We start from the raw sequence: 16,234 nt of genomic DNA on the forward strand, positions 1-16,234 counted from the left end.
GGTTATTGTCCTGCAATCTCGTGAAGTGCCGTAATTACCCGCTGGGTGTCATCGGCGGTCATATCGGGGAATAACGGCAGTGAGCAAATGCGCGCGCTATTCCATTCTGTATTGGGGAGCGAAAGGGTAGTGAAGCGTTCGCGGTAATATTTTTGCGTATGGGCCGCACGAAAATGCAGACCGGTGCCGATATTTTTGGCCTTTAACGCCTCCATTAAGGCATCTCTGCTCAGACCGCAGCGGGCTTCGTCAACGCGGATGATGAACAGGTGCCAGGCGTGAACGTGCGCCCACTGGGGCAGACTCAGTGGTTGAAATGGCGTATCGGCCAGCGCCTGTTGATACTCGCGGGCAATTTGCGCCCGGCGTGAGTTCAGGTGTTCCAGTTTATTTAGCTGTACCAACGCAATGGCGGCATTGATATCCGTGAGGTTGTACTTGTACCCTGGCGCAAGCACTTCGGCCTGCGGCGCCCGGCCATAGGTTTGTCGATCAAAGGCATCAACGCCCAGACCGTGAAACTTCAGGCTGCGAAGCCGTTGGGCAAGCTGGCTGTCGTCGGTAACGATCAACCCGCCTTCGGCGCAGGTAATATTTTTGATGGCGTGAAACGAGAATATTGCCGTGCCGCGCGCGCCGACATGACGACCTTTATACAACGTCCCTACGGCGTGGGCCGCATCTTCTATAATCGGAATGCCATAGCGTTCGCCAATGGCATAAATCGCGTCCAGGTCGGCGGGGGCGCCTGCGTAATGTACCGGAATAATGGCTTTGGTTCGCGGGGTGATGGCGGCCTCAATTTGCTCCGGTGTGACCATGAGCGTATCGCGGTCGACGTCGATCATGACTGGCGTCGCACCCAACAGGACAATCATGTTGAGGGTAGAAACCCACGTCATTGACGGTGTAATGATCTCATCGCCTGCACCGATGTCCAGCGCCATCAGCGTGATGTGCATTCCTGCCGTAGCGGAGCAGACGGCGACGGCGTGTTGATTTCCCGTGAGCTGGCAGAAGGCTTCTTCCAGCTGTTGATTTTTCGGGCCGGTGGTTATCCATCCAGAGTCCAGAACCGTCTTCACAGCAGCAAGTTCTTCAGCCCCCATTGCCGGGCGAGAGAAAGGCAAAAAGTCAGACATCATTATTCCTTCAAGCCATTTAACGCCACCGACATTTTATTTTTAGTGATAAACAGGGGCGTCGTTAATTATTTCATCAGGCTTCAAAGGGTAATGACGGAAGGTTAATTTATCCTTAAGAGTTTAAGGTTTGGGAAAGAGAGAGGAATAGCGTATTTTTTATTTATCTTAATGAAAAAAGATCATGTAGTTTCTTGAGTAGTTTGGGCGACATTGCTGTTATCTGCAGACGGATGAGCGCAATGTCGCTATTAAGAATGCTAATTATATGCCGTTATTAAAATGATGATTTACAGTAACCCTTTCAAGGTTAACGTTTTACGCGTGGCGATATTTAAATCGTAGGAGCCGAGATCTTCCGCTTTAACCCAGGCGAATGCCTGGAATTCTTCGTTAATCTTCACTTCACGATTAGCCGCCACACAATCGAAGATGAGATAAATCATATAAATCTCTTCCTGACTGCCATCGGCGTACGTTTTGGTGCGAACATCGTCACTGAAGGTCCATGGCGTAATATCTGATAACACCAGTTGTTCGCCCAGCTCTTCTCTTACTTCACGGCGCAAAGCTTCTTCAATACGTTCACCCGGTTCAACGCCGCCGCCAGAAAGCGCCCACTGACCGGGGAACACACCGCGGTCGTCAGCCATTTTGCACAGTAAATAACAGCCATCGTTTTGAATTAATGGGCAAACAATTGTTCTTTGGCGCATAAGTCGAATCCTTGTAGGGGGAGGTATAGAAAATTCCATCGTGCACGCATCTTACCTTTTGCTGACGGTAGAAAAAACGCTTCATCGACGAATAACGCCGCTTTGCCAGGGAAAACAGGATGTTTGTTGAAAATGGCGTTCTGCTGCCCTCAGTAGCGTAATTGCTACAAGAATTTAACCTTATCTAAATCTTGTGAGTAGTATTTGCTTACAATATGTTATTGCATCGCTTTTTTAGTGCATTGATTCCTCGTGATCTAACAGTACAATTCACCGGTTTTGGGGCTATGTTTTGATTCTTGCTGGAAAGGATAGAAAATGAAAAAAAGTTTAATGTTGGGTTTTGCCGGAATGCTGTTTGTTTCCGCGTCGGCGAGCGCGATTAGCATCAGCGGCCAGGCTGGCGAAGACTACACCAACCTGGGGTTCGGTATGGGTACTGAGACCACCGGTTTAGCCGTCAGCGGTAACTGGATGCATAACGATGACGACGGCGATGCGGCCGGGCTGGGACTGGGTCTGAATATTCCTCTCGGTCCGCTGCTGGCAACGGTTGGTGGGAAAGGCATTTATACTAACCCGAATGATGGTGACGAGGGTTACGCGGCGGCGGTCGGTGGCGGTTTGCAGTGGCCGATTGGCGACAGCCTCCGCCTGTTTGGCGAGTATTATTACTCTCCCGATTCTCTTTCCAGTGGTATCGACAGCTATGAAGAAGCGAATGCAGGTGCGCGTCTGACCATTATGCGTCCGCTGAGCATTGAAGCCGGTTATCGCTACCTGAACCTGGCAGGCAAAGACGGTAACCGCGATAACGCGATTGCTGACGGCCCGTACGTTGGGGTTAACGCGAGTTTCTGATTTTTCCGGCGCGGCGTTCAGTCGCGCCTTCCCCCCTCCATGCGTTATAGTGTTTTCATCATAAAAGCAGGAGAACACGATGTTAAACGTGGAGATGCTATCCACCGGGGATGAAGTGTTGCACGGACAAATCGTCGACACGAATGCCGCCTGGCTGGCCGATTTTTTCTTTAATCAGGGGTTACCACTAACCCGTCGCAACACGGTAGGTGACAATCTTGATGATTTGGTCGCCGTTTTGCGTGAGCGTAGCGAACATGCCGATGTACTGATCGTTAACGGCGGTCTGGGACCAACCAGCGATGATTTGAGCGCGCTGGCGGCGGCAACGGCAAAAGGTGAAGGGCTGGTGCTGCATGAAGCATGGCTCGACGAGATGACGCGTTATTTCCGCGATCGTGGACGCGTGATGGCACCGAGTAACCGCAAACAGGCTGAGCTACCTGCCAGCGCGGAATTCATCAATAATCCCGTAGGAACCGCGTGTGGGTTTGCCCTGAAGCTTAACCGCTGCCTGATGTTCTTTACCCCAGGAGTGCCATCAGAATTTAAAGTCATGGTTGAGCATGAGATCCTGCCGCGTTTGCGTGAGCGTTTTTCGCTGTCTCAACCCCCGCTATGCCTGCGATTAACCACCTTTGGTCGTTCTGAAAGCGAGCTGGCGCAGAGCCTGGATCCGCTGCAATTGCCTCCGGGAGTGACAATGGGCTACCGCTCGTCAATGCCGATTATCGAACTAAAGCTGACCGGGCCGGATTCCCAACGGGAAGCGATGCTGGCGCTGTGGCCAGAAGTTAAGCGGGTTGCCGGGCAGAATATGATTTTCGAAGGTACGGAAGGTTTACCCGCGCAAATCGCCCGCACGTTGCAGGAACGGCAATACAGCCTGACGCTAAGCGAACAATTCACCGGTGGTCTGGTGGCGCTGCAGCTTTCGCGCGCGAATGCTCCGCTGTTGGCGAGCGAAGTGGTTCCGCCCCAGGAAGAAACGCTGGCGCAAACGGCACACTGGATAACCGAACGACGCGGCAACCATTATGCCGGGCTGGCGCTGGCGGTATCGGCTTTCGAAAACGAACATATTAACTTTGCGCTGGCAACGCCTGATGGAACGCATGCCTTACGCGTACGGCTGAACGCTAATCGTTATAGTTTGTCGGTGCGTCAGGAAGTGTGCGCAATGATGGCGCTCAATATGCTGCGCCGTTGGCTCAACGGGCAGGATATTGCCAGCGAACACGGTTGGATAGAAGTGGTTGAATCCCTGACGCTGCCTTCCTGACTTGCACTCTCTCACGCGCTTGTTATGGGAAGGCATTCTGGCCTTCCCGTTATCAGTCCAACCTGTTGTACTCTCTGTAAAAAAATCCGTGCGTTAGTTCACAATTGTGCTCGTTTTTTCTCCAGCCAGCTGGAAGAACGAGAGGATTTGATGCGCTTCACAATTTTAACCCCCTTAACCTACCACACTGATTCCAGTATCTCAGACTGGAGTCCAGTATGTTGGAATCAAGCAAAGTTCCCGCGCTCACCAGGGCGATCGAAATACTCAATCTCATTGCGCGTATCGGCCCATGTAGCGCCGCCACCATCATAGAGACGCTGGGTATTCCAAAAAGCACCGCGTACCTGTTACTTAACGAACTGAAGCGTCAGCGCTTTATTAGCATTGATCATCAGGAAAATTACTGCCTGTGGACCAAGCTGGTTGAGTTGTCCGGGCATGCGCTGAGCAAGATGGATTTACGTGAACTGGCGCGTCCCCGGCTGACACAACTGATGGATGAGACAGGGTTACTTTGCCATCTCGGGATCATCGACCACGAAAGCGCGTATTACATTCTGAAAGTGGAATCGTCATCCACTATCAGCGTGCGCTCCCACGAAGGGAAAAGTCTTTCGCTCTATCGCTCGGGTATCGGCAAATGCCTGCTGGCCTGGCAACCGGCAGCCGCACGAAAAGCCATTATTGAACAGCTGATATGGGAACAGGCAACGCCGACCACTATCACCAGGCCACAGCAGTTGAATGACGAGCTGGAGCGTATTCGACAGCGTGGATGGAGCTTTGATAATGGCGAAGATTATCCCGATGTTCGTTGCGTCGCAGCGCCTGTTTTTAACGCTAACAATGAACTGACCGCCGCGATTTCAGTGGTCGGCACTCGTCTGCAAATTAACGAAGAGAACCGTGATTATCTGGCCGGTAAAGCGATTGCCTGCGCCAGGGATATTTCACGCCTGTTGGGATGGAAAAGTCCCTTCGACTCACTCGCTTCATAAAAAGGAGAACACCATGACCCTACCTAAAATTAAACACGTTCGTGCCTGGTTTACCGGTGGTGCTACGGCGGATAAAGGCGCTGGCGGCGGCGATTATCACGATCAGGGGGCTAACCACTGGATTGACGATCATATCGCCACGCCAATGAGCAAATATCGTGAATATGAGCAATCGCGCCAGTCCTTTGGCATCAACGTATTAGGAACACTGATTGTTGAAGTGGAAGCTGAAAACGGACAGACCGGTTTTGCTGTTTCCACGGCAGGGGAGATGGGGTGCTTTATTGTGGAAAAGCATCTCAATCGTTTTATTGAAGGGAAATGCGTCAGTGATATCAAACTCATTCACGACCAGATGCTGGGCGCAACGATGTACTACTCCGGCTCCGGCGGTCTGGTGATGAACACCATCTCGTGCGTGGATCTGGCGCTGTGGGATCTGTTTGGCAAGGCGGTGGGTTTACCGGTCTACAAACTATTGGGTGGCGCGGTACGCGACGAAATTCAATTCTACGCGACCGGAGCGCGCCCTGATCTGGCGAAAGAAATGGGCTTTATTGGCGGCAAAATGCCGACCCACTGGGGGCCGCACGACGGGGATGCGGGGATCCGCAAAGATGCGGCAATGGTAGCCGACATGCGTGAGAAATGCGGTCCGGATTTCTGGTTGATGCTCGATTGCTGGATGAGTCAGGACGTGAACTATGCCACCAAACTGGCCCATGCCTGCGCACCGTCCAATCTGAAGTGGATCGAAGAGTGTCTGCCGCCGCAGCAGTATGAAGGTTATCGCGAGCTGAAACGTAACGCCCCGGCGGGGATGATGGTCACCAGCGGTGAACACCACGGGACGCTGCAGTCCTTCCGCACACTCTCAGAAACCGGCATCGATATCATGCAGCCTGATGTGGGCTGGTGCGGTGGGTTAACCACGCTGGTGGAAATTGCCGCTATTGCTAAATCGCGCGGACAGCTGGTGGTGCCGCATGGTTCCTCGGTTTACTCGCACCACGCGGTGATCACGTTCACCAATACCCCGTTCAGCGAGTTTTTGATGACCAGCCCGGATTGTTCAACGATGCGTCCACAGTTTGATCCGATCCTTCTGGACGAACCGGTACCCGTCAATGGCCGCATTCATAAGTCGGTGCTCGACAAACCAGGATTTGGCGTCGAGCTTAACCGCGACTGCAATCTGAAGCGCCCTTATAGCCACTAATGACCAGTGCGTTGCCAATGCCACGGCAACGCCCTCATTTCTTTGAGGATCTTGCTATGAGTACCACGTTACTTGATGGTGTGGTGAAGAAAAACCGCGCCCGTTTGATTCCCTTTATGCTGGCGCTGTATGTGCTGGCGTTTCTTGACCGCTCGAACATCGGTTTTGCCAAAGAGACCTATCAGATTGATACCGGTCTGAGCAACGAAGCTTATGCGTTGGGCGCGGGGATTTTCTTTGTGGTTTACGCCTTTCTGGGGGTTCCTGCCAACCTGTTGATGCGTAAATTTGGTGCCAGAACCTGGATTGGTACCACCACGTTGCTGTGGGGATTCCTCTCTGCGGCGATGGCATGGGCGGATACTGAATCGAAATTTCTGATTATCCGTACTCTGCTGGGGGCGGCAGAGGCGGGCTTCTTCCCCGGTATGATCTACCTGACGTCCCAGTGGTTCCCCCAGCGTAACCGCGCCAGCATCATGGGGCTGTTCTACATGGGGGCGCCGCTGGCGTTAACCCTGGGATCGCCGCTTTCCGGTGCGCTGTTGGAGATGCACGGCTTTATGGGGCATCCAGGGTGGTTCTGGATGTTCGTTATCGAAGGTTTACTGGCGGTAGGTGCGGGCATTTTCACCTTCTTCTGGCTGGATGATACCCCGCAGCAGGCGCGTTTCCTGAGCGCGGAGGAAAAGGCGTTACTTATTAGCCAACTGGCGAGTGAAGAGGAGAAAAAGGTCACTTCACGCCTGTCGGATGCGCTGCGTAATGGCCGTGTCTGGCAACTGGCGATTATCTATCTGACGATCCAGGTGGCGGTGTATGGCCTGATCTTCTTCCTGCCAACTCAGGTTGCTGCGTTGTTAGGGACAAAAGTGGGCTTTACGGCTTCGGTCGTGGCGGCAATACCGTGGGTGGCGGCGCTGTTTGGTACCTGGCTTATTCCTCGCTACTCCGATCGCACCGGCGACCGGCGTAATGTTGCCGCGCTGACGCTGCTGGCGGCAGGAATCGGCATTGGCCTTTCCGGGCTGGTTTCACCGGTACTGGCGATTGTGGCGCTCTGCGTCGCGGCGGTCGGTTTCATTGCGGTACAGCCGGTGTTCTGGACGATGCCAACGCAACTTCTTTCCGGGACAGCTCTGGCGGCGGGGATCGGCTTCGTCAACCTGTTTGGTGCCGTCGGCGGCTTTATTGCTCCCATTCTGCGCGTCAAAGCCGAAACGGTGTTTGCCAGCGATGCGGCGGGCCTGCTGGTCCTCGCGGGCGTCGCGATTATTGGCTCGCTAATCATCTTTACGCTGAGTGTGAACCGTTCAGTTTCACAAGCAGGCGCTGCGCATCATTAATCTTATCTACGTTGTAAGGATCGTTATGAACGCATTGTTATCAAATCCCTTCAAAGAAGGATTACGCAAAGGGGAAGTCCAGGTCGGCCTGTGGCTTAGTTCGACCACCTCTTACATGGCGGAGATTGCCGCGACGTCGGGCTATGACTGGCTGCTGATTGATGGAGAACACGCGCCGAACACGGTGCAGGATCTTTACCATCAGTTGCAGGCGATTGCGCCTTATGCCAGCCAGCCTGTGGTTCGCCCGGTGGAGGGCAGTAAAGCGTTGATCAAGCAGGTGCTGGATATTGGCGCGCAGACGCTGCTTGTCCCGATGGTCGACAGCGCAGAGCAGGCGCTTCAGGTGGTTTCCGCGACTCGTTATCCACCGCTCGGCGAGCGTGGTGTCGGCGCCAGCGTGGCACGGGCGGCGCGCTGGGGGCGTATCGACAATTATATGGCCCAGGCTAATGAATCACTCTGCCTGCTGGTACAGGTCGAAAGCAAAGCGGCACTGGATAATCTGGATGCCATTCTGGACGTTGACGGTATTGACGGTGTCTTTATTGGCCCGGCGGATCTTTCTGCGTCGTTGGGCTATCCGGATAATGCCGGACACCCGGAGGTGCAGCGGATCATTGAGCAAAGCATTCGCCGTATTCGCGCAGCCGGAAAAGCAGCCGGTTTCCTCGCTGTTGACCCAGCAATGGCGCAGAAATGTCTGCAATGGGGAGCAAATTTTGTCGCGGTAGGCGTGGATACCATGCTTTATACCGAAGCGCTGGATAGCAGGCTGGCAATGTTTAAGCCAGACCAGAGTAAGCAAACGTTGAAAAGTAGTTATTAATATCGGGCCCGGTGGTGTAGCGCCATCGGGCCTGAAATAGCTCCTAATGGTGATGCTCTGTCACGTCGTCAGCAGAAAATCCGGTAATGGTCAGGACTGTCTCATGATCGATGCCTCGCTCCAGCATCATGCGGGCAATACGTAATGCTTCTTCTCGTGTTCCTTTTAGCCAGCCTTCCTGCAATCCATTGTGATGGCCTTCCTGGCGTAGTTTCTCTGCGATCGTCATCAATTTCTCCTTGTTATGGGGTGAGCGCCCGGCAATTTCACGGATAAATTCGCTGACATGAGAAGCCTCACCGCGCTGTAGCAGATAATTAAACAGCGTTTGCAACTGGCTGTCATTAACGGTACGAGTAACTAAAAGCGCGACCAGCCTGTCCACCAGTCCCATCAAATCGCGATCGCGGATATGTTTTTGCATCAGTTCAAGTAGAGCGATACGCCGATGCTGCATAATCTCGTCGTCAGATACCACAGTGATGTCCACTAGCGGAAATGCTTCTGAGTAAAGCTTGCGCGCCAGTTGTGGGTAATCAAATTCGTCCAGCCAGTTGAGCGACCACGGATACGGGCTCTGTTGCCCGTGATAAAAAAGCATGGGGATAACCAGAGGTAGCGTTCTGTATCCGGCATCCAGGTGATATTGCATGGCGGCAGTGGCATAACGCATCAGACGAAATGCCATGTGTTGTACCGCTGTACTCTGATGTTCGATAACGCAGTAGATGTAGCCTTCACCTTCGCGGGTTTTTAACGACCACAATACGTCGGAATAGTAAGCACGGAGATCCTTTTCGATAAAACTGGTAGGCTCCAGCTTCAGCGTTTGCAGGTCACATATCTCGCGTAATGCGACGGGAAGGTGAATTTCAAGAAAATCGCGAGCCATCTCAGGATAAGAAATTATCTTTTTAAAAACCGCATCATGCGGTGTTGATGTTGCTGATTTAGCCATGGTAGTCCGTCACCAGAGGAAGAAGATGGCGTGACGGTACCCACGGATGACGCGGGTTGCATTCGTGGAATTGATTCTTTGCGTGGAGGAGTCAGAGATAAATACGTCCGGTTGCAACGTATTCAGTTATGTACAACGGCATTCGCAAAAATGCCCGGTAGCCAACGCCACCGGGCAACAGAATTAACCTAACGCTTTGGCAAGCAGGGTGATGGGGTGTTCGCAGCGCTTACTGGTAGACATCTCAATCTGCCATTTACAGGTTTCACAGTCGGTGACGACGATATCAGCGCCGCTGTCTTCAATCTGGCGGAACAGCGGTGCGCCAATGGACTGCGATGTCGGGTAGTTTTCCTTTTTAAAGCCGTATGTCCCGGCAATCCCGCAGCATTGCGAGTCCAGCACCGTTAGCTCCAGCCCTGGAATTTGTCGTAGCAGTTCCAGCGTGTAGAGCGTCCAGCCCATTTTCTCCATGTGGCATGGCGTGTGGTAGACCACTTTCAGCGGCAGCGTTTTCAACGGCAGCGTTTTGCCTTCATCCAGCTTGCGCCACAGCCAGCGGGTTGCCAGTTCAATGTGTTCGCGTAGACCTGAGTTGTCGACGTCCAGCACTTCCGGATATTCATCACGCAGCGCAAAGGTGCAGGTTGATGAGGTGGCGATCACCGGAATGCCTTTACCGTCAATTGCTTCTCTGAGCGAGGCCACGTTGCTCACCGCCTGCTTACGCGCTTTATCGGTAAAGCCGTTGGCAATCAGCGGTACGCCGCAGCATTTTTCTTTGCTCAGCAGTTGCACCCCGGTTCCCATCGCATTCAACACTTTGATCAGGTCTTTGCCGAGCTGCGGATGGTTGTAATTCACAAAACAGCCGTGGAAAAAGGCAACCTGATCCTGATATTGCGCTTGCTGTGCGGCAACGCTGCGATACCAGCGGCGGAAGGTGCCGAAAGAGTACTTCGGCAGCGTACGGCGATGATCGATTTTTAGCGCGTAATCCAGCAACTGACGCACCGGTTTGAGTGAGGTGGCGGTATTCACTATCGGGGCGAATGGTGTGGATACGCTACCCATCAAATCAGTATGGCTTAAGACAAAGTTACGCAGCGACGGACGCGTAGTGTCGTATTTGGCGCGCGCGCGTTGGATGATATCGCCAATCTTCACATCTGACGGACAGGCTACTTCGCAACGCTTACAGTTGATGCAGTATTTCAGCGCATCGTCATATAACGCGCCATCTTTCAGGCGCAGACGCTCACCGTCCGGTCCGGCCTGTTTAGGACCAGGGTAGTTCGGATTGACGCGACTTACCGGGCAGGCCGTGGTGCACACCGTGCATTTGATACAACTTTCAAAACGTGTGTCGCTCATTGCTGGCCTCCTGCACGTTTCGCAATATGATGTGCGGCGTGTAAGGCGCTAACAGCGCACACGCCGCCTCCGCAACCCTGGGCGATAGGGTCGAATCCGCCGAGAACGGAACCGATGGCATACATGTTCTCTATCGTTTGTCCCGCCAGCGACGGGCGCAGCCCGGCATCGGTCGTAACGCCAAACTGCTGCCACGGTTGTGGGTCGAAGACGTCACGCTCATACCACTCGGCGCGCGTGGCGGTTTGCTGTACATCCAGCCCCAGGATAGGTTCGTAGATGGCCTCACGCGTGGCGACCAGCCCGCTGCTGAAGAAGCTGCCGCTGGCGAGCACGGCGAAACGTGGCCGCAAAGGAATATCGGCATGATTACGGGTCCAGATTTTGCTGACTACGCCATCCTGACAGGTGATTTTCTTCACTTCATCACCCGGCATCCAGACGCCGCCCTGGCGCACAAACTGGCGCTGCAATTTGTTATGCAAACGCATACCCAGTACCGAAGGCGGTAGGGTCGGTAACAGCGTCAGCGAGCAGGGGAGGCGCTCGTTAAGCCATTGCCAGAGCTGTTCATCCGCCAGACCGAAGCAGGCCGGCATAATTATCATGTCGCAGGTTTTTGCTACTGGCAGTAAAGCGTCATAGAGCAGCGACCATTTATCTTCGTTATCCAGCAGGCGCGCAATATTGACGGCGCGAAACTCGGTCGGGTTATCACGCAGGACATCCAGCTCAGGCAGATCGATTTCTGCCGTCTCGACGCTGAGATTGCGTTGACGCAGCGACGCCGCGGCGAGATGTGCCTGAAAATCCAGTAAACCGCTAATACCTACAACGCAGATACGCTGCGCGGACAGCGGCCAGACCGGAACTTCCGGGGAACTTAACCAGGTTGAGCGCAGCGTTCCCAGCGGGGTGATGCGTTGATGTGACTGATGTACCTTGCCTTGCAAATGCGTTCCGCATTCTTCCAGCAGATTTTGCGCCTGCTGGGCCAGCTCCAGGACGTTGTGCGTTCCGATGGTGCTGTACGGGTGCGCGGGGGCCTGAGTGCGCAGCGCATTCAGGCCTGCTTCTATATCCGTCACCGGTTGGCCATCGGGTAAGTTGCTGAGCAAATCCAGTGAGCCGGAGGAGAAATGCAGGGCGCTTTGGCCGCGAGTGACAATCGTGCAGCGTAAACCGCTTTTTTGCAGTTGCAGGCCGCACAGTAGTCCGGCCAGGCCGCCGCCGATAATGACGGTATCAAATTTCATCCTGGTGCTCCTTTTCCAGACCGCACAATCCCTGATAGACCCAGCGTGTGAATTCGCTTTCGCGCAGCGCATCTCCCCAGGCGATAGGCTGCACGCCTTTCCAGCGTTCATTGAGGAAATCGGAAAGCTGAGTGATAGATTGCGCGGCGGTGGTGACATTAAAACGTTGCAGCAAACCTGCGGCGCGGCAGGCACACAATTCGCCCTGGCAGGTCCCCATTCCAACACGGGTACGGCGACGCAAATCCAGCAGGCTGTTGACGGTCAAATTCTCGACGGCGTACTGCACTTCACCTGCAGTGACCGCTTCGCATTCACAGACCAGGCTGCGGTGCTGACGACCTTCGCTAAGCCACGCAGGGGTGCGATCGCCGTGACGGTAGACCGCTGAGCCGCGCAGTGGCGCGGGCAACGAGATCACGCGTTTGAGCGTATGCTCGGTCGATTCTTGTGAGCCAGGCAGCGCCGTGTCTGCCGTTGTGCAAGGTTGGGTATTGCCCAGCTTACGGCAAACGGCATCGGTGGCCCACTCTGCCATCAGGCGGTAGGTCATCAATTTGCCGCCGGTAATGGTGATAAACCCGTCCAGTCCGTCACGCTGGGCGTGATCGAACAGTACAATCCCACGACTGACGTTACGGCCACTTGGATCGTCGTCGCTGGCTACCAGAGGACGCACGCCGGAGTAGGCGCGTAAAATGCGCGTTTTCGCCATAATCGGCGCCAGTTTTTCGCCTTCACGCAGCAATATATCGACCTCTTCTGCGGTGACGCGGTTGCTGTCGATATCATCGTAATCAATGTGCTGTGAGGTGGTACCAATCAGCGAAATGGTATCACCGGGCACCAGGATATCGGCGTCAGACGGCTTACGACAGCGGTTGATGACATGCTGGTTAATGCGGTGATCCATAATCAGCAGCGAACCTTTGGCCGGGAACATACGGATGCTCAGGTCGGCATATTCCGCAATGCGCTGGCCCCAGATCCCGGCGGCGTTGACGACTACCGGCGCATGCAGAGACTGCATCTCACCCGTCAGATGATTGCGTACGTTCACGCCGCAAACCGTTGCCCCTTCACGAATCAGTCCCGTCACTTCATGCGCCGTTAAGATTACTGCGCCATGCTCACGCGCATCCAGCATGTTGGCGGCGGTTAAGCGGAAAGGATCAACCGTGCCGTCCGGCACTTTTACCGCGCCAATCAGCTGTGGGTTGACGGAAGGTTCGATAATGCGCGCCTGCTTAGGGTCAATTGCTTCTGCGCGAATACCGGCCTCTTCACAGGCGCGAATAAAGGTTGCCTGGAAGGAGAGTTCATCTTCCGGCAGGGTAATAAACAGACCGTCCGTCGGCTCAACGCAATGACGGGCGATACGTTTGAGAATTTGGTTTTCGCTGATGCACTCCCGGGCAGATTCAGCGTCGGTGACGGCGTAGCGTGCACCGCTGTGCAGCAGACCGTGGTTACGTCCGGTCGCCCCTGTGGCGATATCGTGGCGTTCCACTAAGATGACGCGCAACCCGCGCAGCGCACAATCGCGTGCGATCCCTGCACCTGTTGCTCCTCCACCAATGATAATCACGTCACTTGTTTGCGAGTCGCGAATTTTCATTGTTTTTCCTCACAGTTCGTTTTTTATCATTTAGCCACATAAAAAACATGGATTGTTTGATTTCGCGCATAATCGCTCATTATTCGAAAATGAAACGTGATTTCGTGCGCCTTTATGAACATTTGTCATAAATCTGTAACAATATGTGCAGCGTTTCACATTTTTGTTATGTATCTTTCCTTAACATCGCGGCCACACTGGGAGCGGTAGGGTAGTAATGACGAACTGCAGTGTTTACTTCGAATGAAAGACGGCCACGGAGGCTACACTATGTTGAGCATTTTTAAACCAGCGTCACACACGGCGCGTTTGCCTGCAGCGGAGATCGACCCGACATATCGTCGATTACGTTGGCAGATCTTTCTGGGGATATTCTTTGGCTATGCCGCGTACTATCTGGTACGTAAGAACTTTGCCCTTGCGATGCCGTATCTGGTTGAGCAAGGTTTCTCGCGTGGCGATCTGGGTTTTGCGTTATCCGGTATCTCCATTGCTTACGGATTTTCGAAATTCATCATGGGGTCCGTTTCGGATCGCTCGAATCCGCGCGTTTTCCTGCCAGCGGGTCTGATTCTGGCCGCCGCAGTCATGTTGTTCATGGGCTTTGTGCCGTGGGCGACTTCGAGCATTGCGGTTATGTTTGTGCTGCTGTTCCTCTGCGGATGGTTCCAGGGAATGGGGTGGCCGCCGTGTGGTCGTACCATGGTGCACTGGTGGTCGCAGAAAGAGCGTGGGGGCATTGTCTCCGTCTGGAACTGTGCGCACAACGTGGGCGGTGGTCTGCCTCCTCTGTTGTTCCTGCTGGGTATGGCCTGGTTCAATGACTGGAAAGCGGCGCTGTACATGCCTGCTTTCGGTGCGATCGTCGTCGCGCTGTTTGCTTTTGCTCTGATGCGTGATACGCCGCAGTCTTGTGGCCTGCCGCCTATCGAAGAGTACAAGAACGACTACCCGGACGATTACAACGAGAAAGCGGAAGAAGAGCTGACTGCGAAGCAGATCTTCATGCAATACGTACTGCCGAACAAACTGTTGTGGTACATCGCTATCGCCAACGTGTTTGTTTATCTGCTGCGCTACGGCATCCTGGACTGGTCCCCGACCTATCTGAAAGAAGTGAAACATTTCGCGCTGGATAAATCATCCTGGGCCTACTTCCTGTATGAGTATGCGGGTATTCCGGGCACGCTGCTGTGCGGCTGGATGTCGGATAAAGTCTTCCGTGGCAACCGTGGTGCGACCGGCGTGTTCTTTATGACGCTGGTGACTATCGCGACTATCGTCTACTGGATGAACCCGGCAGGCAACCCGAACGTGGATATGGCTTGTATGATTATCATCGGCTTCCTGATCTACGGTCCGGTAATGTTGATTGGTCTGCATGCGCTGGAACTGGCACCGAAAAAAGCGGCGGGTACGGCGGCTGGCTTTACCGGTCTGTTTGGTTATCTCGGCGGTTCCGTAGCGGCGAGCGCCATTGTTGGCTATACCGTTGACTTCTTCGGTTGGGACGGCGGCTTTATGGTGATGATTGGCGGTAGCGTGCTGGCAGTTATTCTGCTGGTGGTCGTCATGATTGGCGAAAAACGCCATCACGAAGAGATCGCACTGAAGCGTAACGGGGGCTAATAGATGAAAACCACATTGAAAAGTCTCAGCGTGGCGCTAATGCTGACAGGTATTGTGGTGAGCAGCGCGGCGGTTGCCGCAGAAAAAATCGTGATTGCGCACCGTGGCGCCAGCGGTTATTTACCGGAGCATACGCTGCCAGCAAAAGCGATGGCTTATGCTCAGGGGGCTGATTACCTGGAACAGGATTTGGTGATGACCAAGGACGACCATCTGGTTGTCCTGCATGACCACTACCTTGACCGCGTCACCGATGTTGCCGAGCGTTTCCCGGATCGTGCGCGTAAAGATGGGCGCTACTACGCTATCGACTTTACGCTGGATGAGATTAAATCGCTGAAATTTACCGAAGGCTTTGATATCGAAAATGGCAAAAAGGTCCAGACCTACCCAGGGCGTTTCCCGATGGGTAAATCTGATTTCCGTGTGCACACTTTCGAAGAAGAGATTGAGTTCGTTCAGGGATTAAATCATTCAACCGGTAAAAACATTGGCATTTACCCGGAAATGAAAGCGCCGTGGTTCCATCATCAGGAAGGGAAGGACATTGCGGCTAAAACGCTGGAAGTGCTGAAAAAGTACGGGTACACCGACAAGAACGACAAGGTTTATCTACAGTGTTTTGATGTCGCAGAGTTAAAGCGCATTAAGAATGAACTGGAACCGAAGATGGGGATGGATCTCAATCTGGTACAGTTGATTGCGTACACTGACTGGAATGAAACTCAGGAGAAAAAGCCGGACGGTAGTTGGGTTAATTACAACTACGACTGGATGTTTAAACCGGGTGCCATGAAGCAGGTTGCGCAGTATGCGGACGGCATTGGGCCGGACTATCACATGCTGATTGATGAGAAGTCGAAGAAAGGCAATATCTCGTTAACGGGTATGGTACAGGACGCGTATCAGAATAAGATGGTGGTGCATCCTTATACCGTTCGTGCCGATCAGCTGCCGGATTACACCACTGACGTAAACCAGCTGTATGACATTCTGTATAACA

The 16,234-nt window shown here is 53.7% G+C and carries 14 protein-coding genes; 8 read left to right on the forward strand and 6 right to left on the reverse strand.

Annotation, left to right across the window (positions count from 1 at the left end):
* Positions 1–2 precede the first annotated feature (2 nt).
* Positions 3–1,142, reverse strand: coding sequence for a UDP-4-amino-4-deoxy-L-arabinose aminotransferase (gene arnB, locus KQJ19_RS13330; RefSeq protein WP_153690740.1), 1,140 nt, complete (start codon positions 1,140–1,142; stop codon positions 3–5).
* Positions 1,143–1,432: 290 nt separating this feature from the next.
* A complete protein-coding gene (gene nudI / locus KQJ19_RS13335) occupies positions 1,433–1,858 on the reverse strand; it encodes a nucleoside triphosphatase NudI (RefSeq protein WP_016153813.1) in 426 nt (141 codons plus the stop codon).
* Between the two features lie 318 nt (positions 1,859–2,176).
* Here nudI and KQJ19_RS13340 point away from each other — a divergent pair, with 318 nt between their 5' ends.
* From KQJ19_RS13340 to yfaU, 6 genes are all read left to right on the forward strand, one after another.
* Entirely contained in the window at positions 2,177–2,719 is a 543-nt protein-coding gene (locus KQJ19_RS13340) for a YfaZ family outer membrane protein (protein WP_016153812.1), read from the forward strand.
* Positions 2,720–2,798: 79 nt separating this feature from the next.
* Positions 2,799–4,001, forward strand: coding sequence for a nicotinamide mononucleotide deamidase-related protein YfaY (locus KQJ19_RS13345; protein ID WP_094761629.1), 1,203 nt, complete (start codon positions 2,799–2,801; stop codon positions 3,999–4,001).
* 218 nt (positions 4,002–4,219) lie between these two features.
* Positions 4,220–5,002, forward strand: a complete 783-nt coding sequence (locus tag KQJ19_RS13350; RefSeq protein WP_047500908.1) for an IclR family transcriptional regulator — start codon at positions 4,220–4,222, stop codon at positions 5,000–5,002.
* A 13-nt stretch (positions 5,003–5,015) separates the two neighbouring features.
* Entirely contained in the window at positions 5,016–6,221 is a 1,206-nt protein-coding gene (gene rhmD, locus KQJ19_RS13355; protein WP_216403746.1) for an L-rhamnonate dehydratase, read from the forward strand.
* A 56-nt stretch (positions 6,222–6,277) separates the two neighbouring features.
* Complete coding sequence (locus KQJ19_RS13360) at positions 6,278–7,567, forward strand: MFS transporter (protein ID WP_047359210.1); 1,290 nt, start codon at positions 6,278–6,280, stop codon at positions 7,565–7,567.
* Between the two features lie 25 nt (positions 7,568–7,592).
* Positions 7,593–8,396, forward strand: coding sequence for a 2-keto-3-deoxy-L-rhamnonate aldolase (gene yfaU / locus KQJ19_RS13365; RefSeq protein WP_047500913.1), 804 nt, complete (start codon positions 7,593–7,595; stop codon positions 8,394–8,396).
* 43 nt (positions 8,397–8,439) lie between these two features.
* Here yfaU and KQJ19_RS13370 read toward each other — a convergent pair whose 3' ends face one another.
* The 4 genes from KQJ19_RS13370 to glpA all read right to left on the reverse strand — a co-directional run bounded on the left by KQJ19_RS13370 (position 8,440) and on the right by glpA (position 13,602).
* Complete coding sequence (locus KQJ19_RS13370; protein WP_016153806.1) at positions 8,440–9,354, reverse strand: Rpn family recombination-promoting nuclease/putative transposase; 915 nt, start codon at positions 9,352–9,354, stop codon at positions 8,440–8,442.
* A 183-nt stretch (positions 9,355–9,537) separates the two neighbouring features.
* Positions 9,538–10,728 carry an anaerobic glycerol-3-phosphate dehydrogenase subunit GlpC gene (gene glpC / locus KQJ19_RS13375; protein WP_016153805.1) on the reverse strand — a complete coding sequence of 397 codons (1,191 nt, stop codon included), beginning with the start codon at positions 10,726–10,728 and terminating at the stop codon, positions 9,538–9,540.
* Positions 10,725–11,984 carry a glycerol-3-phosphate dehydrogenase subunit GlpB gene (gene glpB, locus KQJ19_RS13380; RefSeq protein WP_216403747.1) on the reverse strand — a complete coding sequence of 420 codons (1,260 nt, stop codon included), beginning with the start codon at positions 11,982–11,984 and terminating at the stop codon, positions 10,725–10,727. Before glpB ends, glpC begins: the two co-directional genes overlap by 4 nt.
* On the reverse strand, positions 11,974–13,602 hold the full coding sequence (gene glpA, locus KQJ19_RS13385) for an anaerobic glycerol-3-phosphate dehydrogenase subunit A (protein ID WP_016157025.1): 1,629 nt from the start codon (positions 13,600–13,602) through the stop codon (positions 11,974–11,976). Before glpA ends, glpB begins: the two co-directional genes overlap by 11 nt.
* 270 nt (positions 13,603–13,872) lie before the next feature.
* Here glpA and glpT point away from each other — a divergent pair, with 270 nt between their 5' ends.
* The gene (gene glpT, locus KQJ19_RS13390; protein WP_016153802.1) at positions 13,873–15,231 is read left to right on the forward strand and encodes a glycerol-3-phosphate transporter; all 1,359 of its coding nucleotides are present in this window, start codon (positions 13,873–13,875) and stop codon (positions 15,229–15,231) included.
* A gap of 3 nt (positions 15,232–15,234) precedes the next feature.
* On the forward strand, positions 15,235–16,234 hold a 1,000-nt coding region (gene glpQ / locus KQJ19_RS13395; protein WP_216403748.1), incomplete at its 3' end, for a glycerophosphodiester phosphodiesterase.

The sequence above is a fragment of the Citrobacter sp. S46_ASV_140 genome (assembly GCF_018919545.1).
Lineage (GTDB): Bacteria > Pseudomonadota > Gammaproteobacteria > Enterobacterales > Enterobacteriaceae > Citrobacter > Citrobacter braakii.

Coding starts and splice junctions, on each gene's coding strand:
- arnB (WP_153690740.1), bottom strand. CDS start 1,142: ATGTCTGACTTTTTGCCTTTCTCTCGCCCGGCAATGGGGGCTGAAGAA.
- nudI (WP_016153813.1), bottom strand. CDS start 1,858: ATGCGCCAAAGAACAATTGTTTGCCCATTAATTCAAAACGATGGCTGT.
- KQJ19_RS13340 (WP_016153812.1), top strand. CDS start 2,177: ATGAAAAAAAGTTTAATGTTGGGTTTTGCCGGAATGCTGTTTGTTTCC.
- KQJ19_RS13345 (WP_094761629.1), top strand. CDS start 2,799: ATGTTAAACGTGGAGATGCTATCCACCGGGGATGAAGTGTTGCACGGA.
- KQJ19_RS13350 (WP_047500908.1), top strand. CDS start 4,220: ATGTTGGAATCAAGCAAAGTTCCCGCGCTCACCAGGGCGATCGAAATA.
- rhmD (WP_216403746.1), top strand. CDS start 5,016: ATGACCCTACCTAAAATTAAACACGTTCGTGCCTGGTTTACCGGTGGT.
- KQJ19_RS13360 (WP_047359210.1), top strand. CDS start 6,278: ATGAGTACCACGTTACTTGATGGTGTGGTGAAGAAAAACCGCGCCCGT.
- yfaU (WP_047500913.1), top strand. CDS start 7,593: ATGAACGCATTGTTATCAAATCCCTTCAAAGAAGGATTACGCAAAGGG.
- KQJ19_RS13370 (WP_016153806.1), bottom strand. CDS start 9,354: ATGGCTAAATCAGCAACATCAACACCGCATGATGCGGTTTTTAAAAAG.
- glpC (WP_016153805.1), bottom strand. CDS start 10,728: ATGAGCGACACACGTTTTGAAAGTTGTATCAAATGCACGGTGTGCACC.
- glpB (WP_216403747.1), bottom strand. CDS start 11,984: ATGAAATTTGATACCGTCATTATCGGCGGCGGCCTGGCCGGACTACTG.
- glpA (WP_016157025.1), bottom strand. CDS start 13,602: ATGAAAATTCGCGACTCGCAAACAAGTGACGTGATTATCATTGGTGGA.
- glpT (WP_016153802.1), top strand. CDS start 13,873: ATGTTGAGCATTTTTAAACCAGCGTCACACACGGCGCGTTTGCCTGCA.